Origin of the sequence: Dyadobacter sp. CY351, assembly GCF_021502625.1 — a bacterium.
In the GTDB taxonomy this organism is placed as follows: Bacteria; Bacteroidota; Bacteroidia; order Cytophagales; family Spirosomataceae; genus Dyadobacter; species Dyadobacter chenhuakuii.
Genome location: NZ_JAKFFU010000006.1, coordinates 46940 through 64024 on the forward strand (window position 1 = coordinate 46940; position 17085 = coordinate 64024).

At 40.0% G+C, this 17085-nt stretch carries 11 protein-coding genes and 1 pseudogene; 6 read left to right on the forward strand and 6 right to left on the reverse strand.

All coding sequences use genetic code 11. The features are described from left to right. Nucleotides 1–10: 10 nt before the first annotated feature. Genes L0660_RS12725 through L0660_RS12735 form a run of 3 tightly spaced genes read right to left on the reverse strand, consistent with a single transcriptional unit; the run spans nucleotide 11 to nucleotide 8393 of the window. Nucleotides 11–2893 carry a helicase-related protein gene (locus tag L0660_RS12725; RefSeq protein WP_235159808.1) on the reverse strand — a complete coding sequence of 961 codons (2883 nt, stop codon included), beginning with the start codon at nucleotides 2891–2893 and terminating at the stop codon, nucleotides 11–13. 2 nt (nucleotides 2894–2895) lie between these two features. After that, nucleotides 2896–8091 carry a DEAD/DEAH box helicase gene (locus tag L0660_RS12730; protein WP_235159809.1) on the reverse strand — a complete coding sequence of 1732 codons (5196 nt, stop codon included), beginning with the start codon at nucleotides 8089–8091 and terminating at the stop codon, nucleotides 2896–2898. Further along, entirely contained in the window at nucleotides 8091–8393 is a 303-nt protein-coding gene (locus L0660_RS12735) for a helix-turn-helix domain-containing protein (protein ID WP_235159810.1), read from the reverse strand. The genes L0660_RS12730 and L0660_RS12735 overlap by 1 nt, the downstream gene beginning before the upstream one ends. A gap of 594 nt (nucleotides 8394–8987) precedes the next feature. Here L0660_RS12735 and L0660_RS26350 point away from each other — a divergent pair. The 5 genes and pseudogenes from L0660_RS26350 to L0660_RS26355 all read left to right on the forward strand — a co-directional run. Continuing rightward, on the forward strand, nucleotides 8988–9200 hold the full coding sequence (locus tag L0660_RS26350; protein ID WP_409013400.1) for a GNAT family N-acetyltransferase: 213 nt from the start codon (nucleotides 8988–8990) through the stop codon (nucleotides 9198–9200). 68 nt (nucleotides 9201–9268) lie between these two features. After that, the gene (locus tag L0660_RS26180) at nucleotides 9269–10207 is read left to right on the forward strand and encodes a LuxR family transcriptional regulator (protein WP_304488703.1); all 939 of its coding nucleotides are present in this window, start codon (nucleotides 9269–9271) and stop codon (nucleotides 10205–10207) included. A gap of 169 nt (nucleotides 10208–10376) precedes the next feature. Then, entirely contained in the window at nucleotides 10377–11561 is a 1185-nt protein-coding gene (locus tag L0660_RS12745) for a hypothetical protein (protein WP_235159811.1), read from the forward strand. A gap of 114 nt (nucleotides 11562–11675) precedes the next feature. After that, nucleotides 11676–11807, forward strand: coding sequence for a hypothetical protein (locus L0660_RS26155; RefSeq protein WP_255712325.1), 132 nt, complete (start codon nucleotides 11676–11678; stop codon nucleotides 11805–11807). 117 nt (nucleotides 11808–11924) lie between these two features. Beyond that, nucleotides 11925–12122, forward strand: a pseudogene (locus tag L0660_RS26355) (antirestriction protein ArdA); the annotation flags it as partial. A 200-nt stretch (nucleotides 12123–12322) separates the two neighbouring features. Here L0660_RS26355 and L0660_RS12750 read toward each other — a convergent pair. The 3 genes from L0660_RS12750 to L0660_RS12760 all read right to left on the reverse strand — a co-directional run bounded on the left by L0660_RS12750 (nucleotide 12323) and on the right by L0660_RS12760 (nucleotide 13931). Continuing rightward, nucleotides 12323–12529, reverse strand: a complete 207-nt coding sequence (locus tag L0660_RS12750) for a hypothetical protein (RefSeq protein ID WP_235159812.1) — start codon at nucleotides 12527–12529, stop codon at nucleotides 12323–12325. 112 nt (nucleotides 12530–12641) lie between these two features. Beyond that, entirely contained in the window at nucleotides 12642–13562 is a 921-nt protein-coding gene (locus tag L0660_RS12755; protein ID WP_235159813.1) for a RimK family alpha-L-glutamate ligase, read from the reverse strand. Nucleotides 13563–13619: 57 nt separating this feature from the next. Then, the gene (locus tag L0660_RS12760) at nucleotides 13620–13931 is read right to left on the reverse strand and encodes a hypothetical protein (RefSeq protein ID WP_235159814.1); all 312 of its coding nucleotides are present in this window, start codon (nucleotides 13929–13931) and stop codon (nucleotides 13620–13622) included. A gap of 248 nt (nucleotides 13932–14179) precedes the next feature. On the opposite strand from L0660_RS12760, the gene L0660_RS12765 reads away from it, so the two are divergent. Beyond that, entirely contained in the window at nucleotides 14180–17080 is a 2901-nt protein-coding gene (locus L0660_RS12765) for a hypothetical protein (RefSeq protein ID WP_235159815.1), read from the forward strand. Nucleotides 17081–17085 lie beyond the last annotated feature (5 nt).

The window sequence follows — 17085 nt, forward strand, 5'->3', positions numbered from 1 at the left end:
ATTTCTTTACTTAAATTTTGGGGTTAGGAATTAATACATATACCCCTAAGATATCGGGAGGCAAAACAGGAGTGACTGCTTCAAATCGCTTGGCACCTATATACTTTGCAAAACGGGTATGGGCATTTACCAATTCATCAGACCGCTTTGCCACTACCGCAATGAAGTCAGGATGCAATTCTTCGAAATGTTGCAGTTCCTTTTCAAAAATGATTTCCTGCCTTTCCGTACTAATGTCCAATGCACTTGAAGTGTGCAACAGCGTTTTACATTGGTCTATGTCCAAGGCATGAATGCCGTCAAGTGTTTGCTCGTAGCCCCAAAGAAACATTTCTTCCGAAACCATTTCGTGATGCTTGCTTACCTCACGAATAACATTGCGAACACGGAATTGAATTAAAGTGGTTTGTGTATTAACCGCATCTGTACGGAATACAGATGCTCTTGCTGCTTTATTCCCTTTTCTTTCTTTATCGAGTGAGTTTGCAATAATGCGATGGCAGAGCTGCTCCACAAAACGATGGTTGCGACCTATGTAACGGAATCCATGTGGAGTAGGTGACTGAAAAGATATATGGATTTTGTCGCCCTGCCCCAAAGCAGATGCCATCCAATCATCCATATTGAGCTTTTTAAAAATGTAGCCGCCTTGTGTTTTTTCAAAAGTTGCTCCTAATAGTTTTGCTGCTGCCAGCACAAACGCTTCTAAGGTGGCCACATCACCAATGGCTTCATCTACCTCATGCAAGTCTTTTTTAACTTCATCCGGCATGATGCTTTCATGCGCAAAAATGGAACGGATTTTTTCTGCCTTCTCCCTTGCTGCTTCAATCTCGTTGGTAATTTCAACATCTAATTCATCCAACTCAGGGCTTGGCCCAAAGTCTAGTCGCATTTGTTTTGAAAACTTCTTTTGCGCTTTATCAGGATTTAACAAGACTTCTTTCAAAACCTTATCCATTACCGAACGGTTATTGTCGGCCAAGGCAATACTAATGCCTGATGTGCTTTGGATGCGCTGTATTTTCTCAATGATGATTTTTAGTACCACTACATCCATTGGATTGTCTTCACCAAACAGCACTTTTACATCAATGGTGTTCTGGTGGTTACCATTTTTATCAATCCATCCCGGTTGGCCATAACGGTCAACACGGCCTTCTCTCTGTTCCAAACGGTTGGGATTCCAGGGTAAATCGTAATGCAGGATCGCATTGAATTTATCTTGTAGATTGATACCCTCACTTAAACAATCGGTGGCAACTAAAACCCGTTTGGGGCTTTTGCTCATTTCGTCAATCTTCTCCCTTCGTTCTTCATCACTCAGTTCGCTGGTGATCGCTCGAACATCTACATCCCTGGGTAAATATTCTTTTAGAATTTTAGCCACATACTGTGCGGTGGCAATAAATCGACAGAAAACAATAGGGCTTTGCCCTTTATTAATCCAGAGTTTGATTTGTTCAGCACCCAGCTTGACCTTTTGATCTTTCTCTATTCTGGTTAATTCCAAAGCCTTTTGAGCAAGCCTGTGTAACACATTCCATTCGCTTTCGGACAGACCGGCACGATCAATGATTTCAATCTGCTCTGAATCACTTTGCTCATCCCATTTTTCTATGATAGGATTGTCTTTTACCTCATCTGATGTAATGTCATCCAGCTCTGTGATTTTCGATTTGCGCCTTTGTAACATTTCAAACCCAGCTGCAGGGCTACTCATTACTCCTCGCAATAAGGATAGTGCTGCAAAGTATTTTATTCGTGCCTTGTTTTCGGTAACACCTTCTGTACTTATACCTCTTGCAAATTTTAATACATCCTGATAGAGTTTATAATAATCTGAGGATGCAGAAAGTGTGTAGGCCAATTCCTCAGTGGTCCGCTTTGGAAAGGGTGTTTCTTCATCCAACCACTTTTCGATATTCTTTCTTTTACGTTGTATGAAGTGAGACGCTACTTTTTTCTTTTCTGACGTTTCTAAATCTGAAAAATCGTACGTTTCAAATTCAGGGTTTACCAGACCTAAGAGCGACTTGAACTCACCATCTTTTCCACTGTGTGGCGTTGCAGTGAGTAAAAGCAAGTGTTGCCGATCGTTTTTGGCAATCTTCTCTAACAGTTCATATCGCTGCTGGCTTTGACCCGTCTTCTTAAAATCAAGATTTTTCGTACAGGTGTGGGCTTCATCTACTATCACTAATTCTGGCACATCTTTTAAAAAGGCAGGCATCTTAGCCGAACCATTTTTTACATAGTCAATGGACACAACCTGGTATGGATAATAGTTGAATACGTTCAGTGTATCATCACCCACTATTTTTCTTTCCAAGCCTGCTACTGTACTTGAACGAATGATTACAGCATCGATATCCAATTTATCGGACAATTCCTTTTGCCACTGTTCACATAGATGAGGAGGACATAAAACTGCAAAGGATTTTATAGTACCCCGTTCCAACAATTCCCGTAAAATCAAGATGGCTTCAATTGTTTTACCAACCCCCACATCATCCGCTACTAATAAACGAGTTACAGATTGCTTTAATGCCATTATTAGCGGGACCAATTGGTACGATCTCGGACGAAACGATAGTTTACCCATGCAACGAAATGGGCCACTTACCTGGCGGAAAGAAAGCCTTGCTGCATCATATAAAAGCTTGGCTGTCAAAAAGCTGTCCAAGTCTGATTTGTCGGGTAATTCAAACTGGTCATCTTCTAATTTGTCGAATGCCTGCAGTACGGGTTCAAATACTGAAATCATTTCATCATCAGAACCCCCAAGCGGTTTGAGTAATACGATCTCACTGTCAGATGACGGTTGTACTACACACCTTCTTCCTCGGAACTTGACGAGCTTTCCTGGCTTTTTTAATTTACTATCAATCATATCTACCGTACTTTTCTAAAAATGTCTTGTCTCCTTGTTACAAATGATGAAACGAGTTCTGACGTATCATCCCAGACCAACACATCAAAACCGGCCAACTCAATCGTTTTTCGTTTCCTTTCATCATCAGCTTTATTGATAGCCTTTTTATGTATTCCCCCATCGACGAATACTAAGGCCTTTTCTTTTTCATACACAAAATCGGGTTGCACATAAAACTGTTCCATATTGTGATTAGTGAAGTCTGGTAATCTATAACCATTTTCGAACAGGTAATCTAGTAGTACTTTTTCTCCTGGGCTGCGGTGATGTAATCCTTTTTTTAGCTCTTCGAATTTTTCTTCATAAGTACCCCCAACCGTATCATCAGGATTGGAGATTATTAATAATTCTAAGGCTTTAATGATGGAGTGACGGTCGATTTTGGTATGATCCATTTGATTGTAGTAAGACAATAAATCGTCATAGCTTGCTTTGGTCCGTGTCGGAAATAAGTCCTCTTTTGTAGAATAGTCATAGCCGCATATTTCATACGCCTTTAAAAATATTACACGAAGTTTTGCGGGGTTCCTCGCAATGTCCTTCAATACACCTATACTTCCTTCGGCAGATTCATACATCATGATGTTTTTATATTCATCACTGCCCATTAATCGGGCGTCAATTTCAACAGGTTCGATATTATATAATTGTTCAATTGCCTTCTCCAAAGCGTATTGCATTGTCACGACTCCTTCATCTGTTAAGCCCAATGATTTTATTGGTTGTACATACAATACATCAGATGTATCATAAGTGTATAACATGATGTTTTGAATTGGATCTTCGGGATTGGGTCGCGCCAGCTGTTTTTTTGTTTTGAAAAAACCTGTCTTAGTTCCAATATCAAAACCATCATCACGGCCACGCTTCCATTTTTTGTTTAATAAAATCAACTTTGCTGCAGGCGCATAAAACAATTTCATTAGTTCATCGCCATCAACTGTGAGTTTGATTTTTGTGGCGTCAAGCAAACTGTCTGCTGAATTTAAATAGATCTCTGTCACATATCCCTCAGAGGTTCGTACTTCTTCCATACACGAAATGCGTTCAGAGTTTTCAGACTGAGCCTCTTCTAATTCCAGTAGATTCTGATATAATTCAATATTGCTGGCTGTGAATTCTGTTCCGGTAATAGGGTCTTGATTTTTACCTCGCCCTTCATCTTTGCCAAGAAAAGCATAATTAGTTTCTTTTGATATCTTTATTTCCATCAAGTTCAATGAAACATCATTTGGCGTTATACGGTTTACCTTATACTTACCACCATTGTGATAAATGAGGTTATTCGGGCCAAATTCTTTTAAACCAATAAAGCGTGGTCTTGATATAGATTCGTTTCTGTCCTTTCCTCCTAAGAAAACGCGAATTGGTAAACGGGTAAAATTGTATCCAGGCAGAAAGCCCTCAGAAGCCAAATAACGAAAAGTGTAAAACTCAGATAAAGTTGAATTTTTGTTTTTATCAGATTGGTTCTCAAGCAGACTCTTTCTGTCTTTAGCCCTCATATAAGAAATACTAGCCAGTTTTTTTAGCTCTGCATCTTTTATCACCGGGCTTAAATGCGTCTCATGAGCCTCGTTCATTTGACGCAAGGCATCTAAGTACATCTTCCGCCAGCGCAGTAAGGCATTTTCCAGCTTATCTGGTACGGTTCTGATTTGCGTCTCTAACCATGTTTCATTAAACCACTTGATACCTTTAAAATCAATACTTGAAACAACCGATAACACTACCTTTTTGATTGAATCGAAGTTGGAATTAATAACATCCTGATACTTTGCCTTAATCTCCTTCTTGAGTTTATACGAACCACCTGCAATATCAATCAGATCAACCAGAGAAGGTTTAAACTCTTCTGCATTCAGGAATGAAAGCACGGTAGCATTGATATGAGATCGGATTAATTCCTCATTGGATAGATCAATTCTTGGAGCCTGCACGACACCTGCAACCATCTTTACCGGATAATTGAAATAATGCTTGTCATGTGGTGACACCTTAGAAGCATAGGTGAAAACCAAAGCGGATTGCCCGCTACGGCCTGCCCGGCCACTACGCTGAGCGTAGTTGGCTGGGCTTGGTGGCACATTGCGCATATGAACAACGTTGAGGGAAGAAATATCAATACCAAGCTCCATGGTAGGCGAACAGTAAAGGGCGCTTAACTCAACCGCTTCATTAAATTTTTCTTCTCTGTTAATTTTATCTTCGTTATTAATCTGCCCGGTATGCTCTGCTGCTATATAAGATTTCGGAAGTTTTGAGAAATCTTCCTGATAAAGTTTCTGAAAATAAAGATGTGGTTTAAGGTTCACTTCGCTATCAAGTGCGATTAATGAGGTCTTATCAGCATTGACGTTGGTTAAATCTCCTTTCTTCCAAAGCACTTTTGAAAGAATCAATTGATAGGCATCTTTATCACCATTCTCTGCTTTAATGTTTATTTTCTTCAGATAATGCGCCTCTGCCAAGGCATCTAAAAGGTTGGTCATGAAAACATTGTAATTGTTTCCTATTGGAGGACTTAGGTTATTCTTTCTAAACTCGTGTTTGATGTAACGTGCCAACCTGCTGGAGGGGCCTATACTTTTAATAAAAGTTTCTCTTGTTGCCTTATCAGCCCCTTGCACAGAAAGAAAATTGGGGGCAACCAACTTTTCACCTTTGTCTAGCGACCAAAGTTTCTCTTTATTCAGTTGCTGATTCAGCTCACTTTCGACACGCAACCTGTTCTCATAACGCAACATGTCGTAATCTACTGCATACATATTTCTGAAGTAGTTTAACACTTGCAGTATAAACTCCTTTCTCTCTTTTAATGAATAATTTCTCAATAAATCAATATTGCTCCAAAGTGTTTCATCTGCCACATCATGCTCAATATTCTTGTATGTTATTTCTAAGAGCGCTGTTTGTTCCAGATTTGGCAAAATATATCGCCAACCTCTCTCCAAGTCTTGAATGATACGATAAGCAATGTAATTTCTCAGGGCTTCAAGATTATCCTCACTTGGTCGGATAGGGTTAGGGGCGGGGTTAGTTGCGTAATCTTTTTCAGGCAGGTTCAGCGCGTCCTGAACTTGGAATATTAAATCAGATATCTTTAAGGGTATGACGCTACTACTCAACACTTTCTCAATAGCCGAACGCAAATGCACAACTTGTATAAAATCGTTGAAATGTCCTGCCTGCAGGGAAGCATCTTGTCTGTTATCTGTAAAACTCATGAGCTTTTGCTCTTTCAAAACCTTCCCCTGGCGGTAAAGTGCCAATAAGGTTTGAAGCGTTATGAGTGTAGTTGAAGTAGAACGACCTTCGTTGCCTAAGGAAATCAACTTAGATTTTTCGCTTAGCTTGGGTTCTAAATAAACTAAACCGCAGGTAGGATCATAAACCAGTGGAGCTGGCATAAACCAAGCCTTTTCACCTCCATTCGGTGTTTCAGAGAAAGAGCCATCTCTGGTTACATAAATTTCTTTGGGTAACAGAAATTCTTTAGAGGGATCTATCTTATCTCCGGCTTTGTTTTTCCAGGAAGCTGGGAGTACATCCAAAAACTCATTTACGTCGACATTGTAGCCCTTATTTAATAAGATGTAACCATCTTTATAGTCATTGGCGGTACGGCTTTTTACCTTCTTTATTTTGATGCCGTTATTAATTTTCAGGTCATCATCGTTTTTTGGATTCTGATTCTCGTTGAAATCTCTAAAGACCAATTTCGACCCTCCAAGCTCCTTTCTTACACAAATAAATTCGTCACCACTAACCCTACTAAAGACGGTTTGGAAGACCGGAGTTTCCGGTTCATTTTCACCCAGTTTTACAAAAGGATTAGGTTCAAGTGTAACATATCGTTCATCAGGATCTTCAAGTGTTACATAAACATAACCGGTTTGAGAAATGAATTGATGCAATTTGAATGGCAATACAGTATCTTTTTTCTTCTCCTTTGCACTTTGAATGTTCAGAGATTCAGCCCAAACCAATATCTCAATAATTTTACGCTTACAATCAGATACATCAATTTCAGTTATTTCAGACAAGGCCTCAGAAATTGATTTCAAAGTTTTTGGTTCATTTCGTCTTTTATGAACACTCTCGTCTTTTATGGCAATTGTTCTTTCAAGCCATATCGCTATTGGATTTTCTAGAATAGCATTCTTTGATCGGTCGTGGATTGGAGCACGAAAAGCATTGATAAGCTGCGATTTTGTTGGTATGATTTCTTTTGTTGAATACGTCAACGATTCAACAATTACGTCGGTAGGTTTAAAACTGCCGTCAAAAAAGCGGGAGGCAACTTTTGCCACTTCACGTTTTTGTTCATCAACTGAACCTGTTGCCATTGTAGCTGACGTGCCAATACATACGATATTTTTATTCTTTGCCGCGGCTTTGATTCTACGATTTAAAAGAGACACATCAGCACCCTGTCTGCCCTTATATACGTGCAATTCATCGTACACCAGAAATTCAATATTGTTTAAGAAGGAATTCCTTAAGCTCTCATCTGCATTTCTTACCATTAATAATTCAAGCATCATGTAGTTGGTAAGAAGAATGTCGGGAGGGCCGGCAATCACTTTATTACGGTCGTCCTGCTTTTCTTGACCTGTATATTTCGCATAAGTGAAAGGCAGGCTATTTCCAGTTCGCTTTCGGTAATTTTCTTCAAAGCCCGATATAGCCGATTCCTGAGAATTAATAAGAGCATTTAGTGGATATACAATAATGGCTTTGATGCCAGGCTTGGTGGCGTTTCTAAAAAGGTAATTGAAGATAGTCGTAATATAAGTCAAGCTTTTTCCAGAGCCGGTACCTGAGGTTACGACAAAACCTCTGCCTTCATTACCCTTAGCAATTGCTTCTGTCTGATGCTTATAAATTTCCCATGAAGTATTTTCAGTATCGTAAAATATATTAGCAAACTCGTTTGATATAATGCCTGTTTTAATAAGGTCATCAACGTTTCCACCAGACTCAAATGAGGGATTAAATTGAATCAATGGTTCTGGATATAAACTTCCTGAATCAAAATCTTTTTTAACTGTGGTCAAGATTCGTTCATCTGCAATATTGATGAAGCTATCAATATATAATTTGTAATCATTCAAGATTTCGTTATGCAGCTGGAATATATTTTTATCACCCATTACTTTTTAAAACTTTTAAGATTGATTTTTTCTTCTGTAACTTGAATGGCCTTCTTTGCAACCTGTTCATCCTTCACCAAAGCATAGATTTGGTCGGCCAGCCATAGAGTCAATAATTCATCTTCATTAGCCTTCAGAATATTTGCAATAGCCGGTATTTGTTCCCGTTTTATTTGTCGCAACCCTTTTTCAATTTTACTCATTTGCGCTGTATCCATTTCGAGTAACGGAGCTACTTGCCGCAGATACAAGTTTTGCTGCTTCCTGAGTGCTCGAATTTTCTCTCCAAACTGACTTTCCATTATTCTAAAATTGACTTGTCACGAATTGGCAAATATAAGATATTGGAGGAAGGTATCTACTTAAAAGGGCGGCCTCTTTGCAAGGCTGTCAAAGTCCGGAAATCGGAGAAAAATGGGCAAGAGTAACGCATTAGTGTAGCTGTTGCGATCGAATCGGAGTAACAATACTATTATTTAGCGGCTAACCGCTTCTAGAGTTCTGGCCTTCAAGAAGTAGTATCATGAGTTAGACGCTATATTCATAGTATGATAAGAGGCGGTGGTGCTTATCGGGAGCGCGTATAGTATTTTAAAAATGAATGGGGCATATCACGCAGCTCAGCGAAGATTGTCGACAAGAAAATTGGGGATAAATTGAGAAGTTAAAAGAGGTGTTAGGTAATCTATAAAGATAATCGTCTAACAAACAAACTCGGCAAAAGGGCAGCTAAATAAGTGGCCCTATCCTCTGAGGATTGTGCGAAGCCGCCAAAAGCTTACGGCATAATGGCGGGTTTTTCTATTGTACAGGATGTGAAAAGTTGAGCCGCCAGCCTGTGGCACTTATTCCGTTTCCTTTTGGCTAATAGAGGGCCACTGCTAGAAGGGCTTTATTTGTGGTTTATCGGCGTAAAACCGGACAGCCAAAATAGTGGTGTTGGAAAAAAGCTGATGGAAGAAATTGTTGCCGAATCCGAGCGTCTTAAAAGGCCCATTTATTTGGAGACATCGACTGTCAAAAACATACCCTGGTACAAGAAGTTTGGCTTAAATGTTTATAATCAACTTGACTTCGGATATACCCTTTTTCTCATCAAAAATGATTAACAACGATGAGAATTGGGAGTACAGACATGCATGTTGTAACACTTGTGTTCATCATACTCGAACTAATTATGTTTGTGTATCAGGTGTTCTTTTACCTTTCTCACCCACAGGACAGGCGTAGGCTCTACTATGTCGGATTGTTGCTATTCTTGATCTTGAAGAATACTGCCAGCGGCTTTTTTCCAGATCCCAATCTAAGCAGCCCTCCCATGGTCGTTCAATATGCAATAGCCTATGGGATGGGGTTTTTGATGGGAGCTTATTTCCCGTATTACTTTTACAAAGCCTTTGATTTAACGCGGCTGCGATGGCATGCTTTATACGGCGTTCCGCTATTTATCCTGTTGCCATTTGCTGTCATATTCCCTGGGAAATTCATTTTTGACGGGGATATAGACAAGGCAATTAATTATGGCATGGTGATCCCAGCCGGGTATGCGCTTGTACTTTTGTATACGATTCAACAGTCGATCCAGGCAAAATATAGGAAGGATATTCAGGATCGCAGGTTCTTCGAGGTGACGGCAGTCTATATGGCCGTCATCCCTTGGGCATCGCTTCCATTTTTTGCATTTTTCAGGATACATCAGGTTCCGGAAGCGTTATTGACAAATATCGGCTTCATAGTAATAACGATACTGTTCATGAGAAGATCTATCCAGGAAAGTCGGGACGAATATGATCGATTGAGCAAGCTGGCGGGAGGAGACGGCCAAGTTTCCTTGTCGAAGCTGGATTTGATAGATCAGATGGTCAAACATCTGCAATCGAGCGAAATTTCTCCTTCACAGCGCTTCGAGATAAATTTGAATACAGTTGGCCTTACCACAAGGGAAAAAGAAATTGTCCGATTGATAAAAGTTGGTAAGACTTACAAGGTCATTGCGGATGAACTTTTCATTTCTGAGCGGACTGTTAGCAAGCATGTCCAAAATATTTTTGAGAAACTTGGCGTGTCAAATCGGGTTGAGCTGCTCAATCGGTTGGACATTTGGGAAAGTGGCTAATTTGCTCATCACAGCACGAAATACGTGTTTTCGCGTAGATGATTTGCGTCTTTTTGCGTAGGCCTTAAGCATTCAAATAGTTGTTTTCTCGTATTTACTTAGTTTCCTAAATCATTGAGTTTTGTCCCAGACATTCACTACTATGTGATGTGCACTTTACTTATATGGTATGGGACACGAGTATGCCTTGGACTGGCTAGACCAGATGGTTAACGAGCTAGATCCGCAAAGAACAGAACCGGAAAGTTTCGACGATTGTGAAACCATGGCAATTGTTGAGAAAGCCGCCAAGGAAGAGAAGCGGCTTATCCTATTGTTCAAACAGTTCGTCTTTCAAGATCAGAAAACCCGGCAGATCAGAAATTCAGTTAACCATTATCTTTCTGCGGCAGTGAGCTTGATGACAGTCGCCAGCAAAAACTTAAATCAAATTCCGACCAGAGCCAATAACTTTCGTCTGGCACTGGAAAGTGTGTTTCTATGCCTTCAGGACGTTACGGCGTTTATCGTCCACCGTTACCGGAATCTTGTTGATCGCGATATGTCTCTGAGTATGGTCAGCATTGATCCAGGTCCACACGACTTACGCAAACAGGAAAAATGCGACGTTATGAAATGCAATCCCAAATTGTCGGAGCTCGTGACTAAAGCATTCAGCGATGTCTTCTTTGATCGTCGAGGTGGTGAAATCACGATGCGCAAGCTTGATTTTTGGGACAGTGTAAGTCGGGGAGTCACTTACGCTGATGGCTCCTTGGAAGTGACCGAACCATTTGACCGTTTGGAGCTGATCATGATAGAGCGCAATTTCAATTCTCCGCTTTTTGTGAAATATTTAACTTCAAAGCTTTCTGAGCAAATCAAGAATTCTACCGATCCCAACTTGGTGGTACAAGACCTTGCCTTTTTGCAGAAAACATTCAACCAAATACCCGTCATGAGTGATTTGATTTTTAGTAATGAATTTGATGATTTGAGCTTGACAATCAATGCCTGGTTTATCCAGGAGATTGCTTTCCAGTCAAAAAGAAGCAGCATTGATTTAACAGAGCCCAGCGAGCAGCCACAAAAATCCGGAAAGAAATATGAAAGAAAGACTTCTGACAAGATCTTATGCAATCTTACTGTTGATCAACTCTCTCTGTTTTTCAAAGCTGCAGATATGTCTAACATTATATCAGCGCGCTCATTATCGGCAATTTTTCATTCGGTGGCCCCATATTTATCAACGCCACACCGCACCGACATTTCCCATGGTAGCCTCAGGGTGAAAAGCTATTCGATTGAGGAACGAGATAAGACCTTGCTGATAGAGATAATGATCAAGTTAACCGAGCAAATCAAGGATCTGTAAAGTAGATAGTCATTTAGTGTGGCTGATCGCAAACCTTAGGTAATCCAAGCAAGAGTGCAACTGATGGCATAGCTTTTTTATTTTATCTATTTGTAACACAACGCAATCATCGAAATGGGAATAAAAACAGGACCTAAAAAAGTTGCCAAGTCGACCGACGAGCCAGACAAGCGGCAACGGGACAATAAGGAATCTCCAGGCAATACGCCTTCCTTAAAACCGCACAAGCATAAAAAAGGCGACTAGCTTTTTTCGGGCGAGATGGATGATGATCCAGCAGAAGCTTTCAAGATTTTCTGCGAACAGATCAGTAGCTTGCCGGGAAATAGAGAAGCACTAGACGAATAAGTCGAGAGTTTTCAGGAGAGCTACCTCGGCTACTTTGGAGGATCGATGAGAGATGCGAAAATAGAGTATACTTACCAGTATGTTGATAAAACTGGAATGTTGGCCGATGCGCCTTCGCTACTTGAACGGTATTTTGATAATGAGGCTTTTGCTCGGGATTTGTTTTTGGAAGGGTATACTGAGGTGGAAGAGTATGTGTTTATTGACTACTGACATTTTCATGACAATATAACCGGCCATGGCCGGTTATATTGCTTTAAATCGATCCCTTAAGTGCTTTTTAGTTTGAGCAAAATCAGCTTGCGACGTGAATCATGGATGACGACTTGATTATGGTTTGAACTGGTTGGCCAATAAATGATTACTCTCCTGGATCCAATCCCTCGCTTAATTCTATGCCAGATTAGACTACACTATTTTATATCCTTACCCTCATCTTCTTCAATTTCATCCTCTTCCTCGTCACCTTCAATCTCATCATCTTCGTCATCTAAATCCTCATCATCTTCAATCTCCTCATCAGCGTAAGCCATTCCTGTAAAAACTCTTGCGTTGGATTGCATTCCAGGAATGCTAGAGTTAAAATTTTGAGCAAATTCTTGTTTAGATATCATGTTCATAACGGTATGATTAAGTTTTTTCAAAGATATCGCAACACGAGCATAAGCAAGACTTTTGAAAGTTATGTTTTTGTTAACAACAGTATACAATAGACATCGTAGCTACTGATATCTATTGACTGTTTGAAAATCTCATTTTCCCAACTAAACGAGTTAAAATTTCTTTCGCTACATTTATCTCCAGGGCCTTCTCAAAAGCATGCCATTGTGGAGCCCTATTAGACTCGATAATATGAAGGTTGCCGGAAGCATCCAGACCAACATCCACTCCTAGCAAGCCCTTTTCGCTCACCAGTTCGACCGCAGCGCTAGCAAGGTCAGGACGATCACTGCGAACAAACTCTCCCCCCTGATGAGCATTTGCAACGTAGCTGCCTCGTTTTTTAAATTTTTCTGCAATTCCTAGAACCTCGCCATCGAAAATTAACAGTCTGAATTCCTTTTCGAATTCAACAAAACTTTGTACTAGTAAAGGATCTTTTGAAAACCCATCCGATTGAAAAAATATGCGCACATAATTTAAAGCCCCGTCCAAATTATTCAAACGTAAAACTCCCTCTCCTTGACTTCCAGACACGGGTTTTGTCAGTAGTGGAAATTGCCCTTGTAAGTCTAGATCCTGAAATAACGCTATAGCAGATTCACTACTGAAACAGAAGTACGAGCTGGTTCCAACGTTACTATTAAACCGCGATATGGTTGTGATAACTTTGGAAGCTTTTCCGATTGAAAATCTTTCAACTGGATCGACAACGTCACAGCCAAGTAATACACAAACTCTCGCCAAAACAGCAGTAGCGATTTCGATGCCTTTTGTACTTCGAATTAGTAAAGAATTCATATCCGCGATACTTACCCCCTTGAAAATTATCTCAGGTTGTTCCTTGTCGCGAATGAGTTTATAAGTAACCTCGCGAGGGTCTATCAGTAAAACCTCATCATATAGTTCCAATGCCGCACCATATAATGATTGACCTTCATATGACAGTCCAGCGACACTTCTTGCAGTGGTGCAAATCCCAAGTCTAGCCATACCTACGATTATCAAATTCTTAAGAAACACTTAAAAGGGAATGGCAGTTCGATAAAGCTAATTCTCCCGAATCAATGCCAAGATTTCCAGGAGGTCCGCTAGATTCCACTCAAGCAAATCATACGTTTTTGAAGTCACGTGATAAGCACTTAACATGCTCGTATCGTTTCCTTCGCGCCAAACTAAATAACTGCCATAACCATCCTCCGCTAAAATGGTGTAACCGACCAAGGAATCGTCGTTGACAACAGTTTTCTGAAACTCAGCCATTGACTCTTTTTTTGTATATAGATACCATTTATATTCCTCAGATTCAAGTACTGGGGTAAATTTATCACTAAAAATTTCAAATAGCTTATTTTCAGTCATTTATGTGTATTTTTAAGAATTGACAGTCAATTTGAAGTCGCAAGATAGTCAAAGCGCGCTGCTGTGAGAAGTAGTGTTTCAAAGGTTATAGCTTTTACATCCTAATAATGCATATCTAGTAGATAAAATTGAACACTATACGGTCAAAAGGTATTCTTTTTGCGTTTTGCTGACTATTTTGAACATAATTTCTGGCAGACATCTGCTATGCTCAAATTTTTCTCCCTCAACATTAAATCCTCATCACAATGCCTCGTTCAAACATCAAATTAAAGAATTATGTAGACGAAGATTTTTTGCGTAGGCTAAGAAGTAACAATTATTTAATCATTGGGCTCTGCGGGCATCGTGACCTTCCTCAAGATGACTTGGTACATATCACTGAATTGTTAAAAGAAAGAATAGATAGTTTAAGAGCTAATAGGAAGATTGCTTTCATAACAGGGCTTGCCCCGGGAGCAGATCAACTTATCGTTAATTATATGGATGCAGATCTCGATGATTGTTTAATAGTTATTGAGGCGTTAAATGATAAGCAAACCAAAACGGTATCCTGCGAAGATTCTGCAACTGACTTTGAACGCTATTTGGATCCAGGATTCGAACATAAAAGAATTAGGCTTTATGAACACGAAAACTATGAACTTTCGGTTGCGGGTTGCAACAAGCAATTTGAGTTATTGGGAAAAGTCATTGTCGAACATGCTGACATATTACTCTTATTATGGGATGGTATTCCTGGTGGCCTTATAGGTGGGACCGCAGATGTTTCTCGTATATGGCATAGGGTTTATACATCTGACAAAACATTCAGAAAAAAAAGTGAATTGCACCATTTGCTAACTCCTCGATTAAAGAACAAGCATCCGATCGGCCTTCGCACTGGTTCAGGGATTTTTAGCCTATCTACACCAGATAAATTTGAATGGATTACTCACCAAAGTATATTTAATCAAAGAAAAAGTCTAAGCGAAAAGTTATTTTCTTTTGCCAGAAGCAATAGCTCATGGCTTTGGATCAGCCTCATTGTAGTTCTACCAATATTCTTTTTTGATCCCAAAAGCGGCTTCAGTGCCGGTGATGTCGCCCAGACATCAATATTATTAATGTTTTATGTAGCAGCTTGGTCGGCATATAACCGGTTCCCGAATTATCGAACTATACTCTTATCTTTTGTATATCCGCTCATGTTAGCCATCTCTGTTCTAGTAATAGGAACCTGGGGCTTTCTTCTTTCTATTAAAGAAGTACCGCTTTTGGACGCTGTCATTATGGCCGCTCGCTTAATGACATTAGATTCTGTATTTCACAGTAATGTTTCTCCAAATCCTCAACTCGAGGTTGGCAGGGTCTTAGGATTATTTGTGACTGGGTATTCCTTTGTTCTCGCTCTATCACTTGCACTTGGCAGAGAAGGACTTAGTCGCATCTCATTTTGGAGATACCGTATCATGCCTGGACAACAACGCTATACAGTAGTGATAGGAGACGGCATGATGGCGCTTAATTTAGTAGTAGACCTCATAAAAAAGGGAAAACGTGTGCTATATCTAGATGAAGGGAACGAACTAAAACTCACAGAGATCCTTTCATTCCACCGAGTTTGGCATTTAAAAGGCAATTTGACATCAAAACTAACTTTACGAAAAACTCACTTTCAGAACGCAAGCAAAGTCTTTGTGATTGGTAAGTCCGATGAAGAAAATTTTAGAATCATTCAGGAGCTGGATGAGCTAGATCAAAACCGTGGCACTTCTTCACCGGATTGGCATGTACACCTGTCACAAAAGAGCACTAGGGAACTGCTTCATGAACTATCTCAACGAAAAAAAAATTTACATACATTCAGTATTAACGAAAATATCTCCCGCAAGCATTTGAACAAGTTTCCCTTAGATCGATTTAATAAAAAATCAAATGGTGAAATTGAAGTCGCAAAAGTTATTATCCTCGGGTTCTCAGTTATTGCGCAGGAGCTTGTATTGAACCTTATTCGGCTGGGTCACTACACAAAAAACAAGATTCTTTCGATTACTATCTATCTGAGTAAAGATGAGAATGAAGCGGCAAAAAACTTCAAGCTTGCACATCCCGAATTGTTCAATCCATCAGCACTTAACTCACTAGCTGGTTTTGAATCAATCCAAGAATACGTGTTCTATGAAGGTCGCCCGTCAACTGTACCGTTACTCGAATTTAAGGATCTCCCTTGTTCCCAGAGCTTGCTGCATTCTCCTGAATTTGATATTTACCACCATCTACGTCCCGACCAAGCTTGTACGATTTATTCATGCCTGTCGGCTAGCCTGCAAGCCATCGAGACATTGGCGGCACTTCTTCCAAGAATAAGCTGGATCAAATTTGAGAACAATGGAAGTCTCGATGTGCAGTGCTTCTGCCATTATAATCTTCCAGACAAAAACGAGGAGGAGTTTGTAGAAGCGCGGTTGCGTAGCCTGGCTCCATCGATACCAATCTTCTGCTTTGGAAATCTGCTGGATCACTGCTCGGAAACGGCAATAGTGAATGAAGAGCTACTGATCTTTGCGAAGCGAATCTCCTTGTCCTATGTAACACTATTTAGACGAGAAGCACTTATGGGTATTATAAATCAATTTACTTGTACTGACCCAGCATTCCCAGAGTTTGCCCGGTTGCTAAAAGTAAGTCCTGACACATCAGCCATCAGTTACAAAAAGCATAATATTAAAGTTTTAAATTCTTTAATAACGCTCAACGAACAAACCATTAAATATTGCGCCGAGCAGATATGGAAGGATCTGAAGGAGGAGGAGAAAGAATCGAACATACACGCTGCCGACCATGCTCAGGTGAAATTTCGCTTGATCAAGAAAGATTACCATGCAATAGCAAATTTTGGCGAGTATTGGAGTGAAGCCGAGATATCAACACTCGGTGAAGTGGAGCATAGGCGCTGGTGTGCTGAGAAACTAACATATGGATGGTTGCCATATCAAAATGAACCCGTATGGAATAAGTATAAGAAAGATATAAAGGCTCAAAAGTATCACCTACACTTAACTACCTATACAGATTTACTTAAAATAGAGCAGGAAAAAGATGATAGTCAGGTTTATATACTGCCATTCCTCTTCAAGTTATCGATATCAACGAAGAGTATAGTTTAAACCTA

Excerpts from the sequence above, each read along its gene's own strand:
- L0660_RS12765 (WP_235159815.1), top strand. The coding sequence starts at position 14,180 with ATGCCTCGTTCAAACATCAAATTAAAGAATTATGTAGACGAAGATTTT.
- L0660_RS12745 (WP_235159811.1), top strand. The coding sequence starts at position 10,377 with ATGGGACACGAGTATGCCTTGGACTGGCTAGACCAGATGGTTAACGAG.
- L0660_RS12730 (WP_235159809.1), bottom strand. The coding sequence starts at position 8,091 with ATGGGTGATAAAAATATATTCCAGCTGCATAACGAAATCTTGAATGAT.
- L0660_RS12760 (WP_235159814.1), bottom strand. The coding sequence starts at position 13,931 with ATGACTGAAAATAAGCTATTTGAAATTTTTAGTGATAAATTTACCCCA.
- L0660_RS12725 (WP_235159808.1), bottom strand. The coding sequence starts at position 2,893 with ATGATTGATAGTAAATTAAAAAAGCCAGGAAAGCTCGTCAAGTTCCGA.
- L0660_RS12755 (WP_235159813.1), bottom strand. The coding sequence starts at position 13,562 with ATGGCTAGACTTGGGATTTGCACCACTGCAAGAAGTGTCGCTGGACTG.
- L0660_RS12735 (WP_235159810.1), bottom strand. The coding sequence starts at position 8,393 with ATGGAAAGTCAGTTTGGAGAGAAAATTCGAGCACTCAGGAAGCAGCAA.
- L0660_RS12750 (WP_235159812.1), bottom strand. The coding sequence starts at position 12,529 with ATGAACATGATATCTAAACAAGAATTTGCTCAAAATTTTAACTCTAGC.
- L0660_RS26155 (WP_255712325.1), top strand. The coding sequence starts at position 11,676 with ATGGGAATAAAAACAGGACCTAAAAAAGTTGCCAAGTCGACCGACGAG.
- L0660_RS26180 (WP_304488703.1), top strand. The coding sequence starts at position 9,269 with ATGTTTGTGTATCAGGTGTTCTTTTACCTTTCTCACCCACAGGACAGG.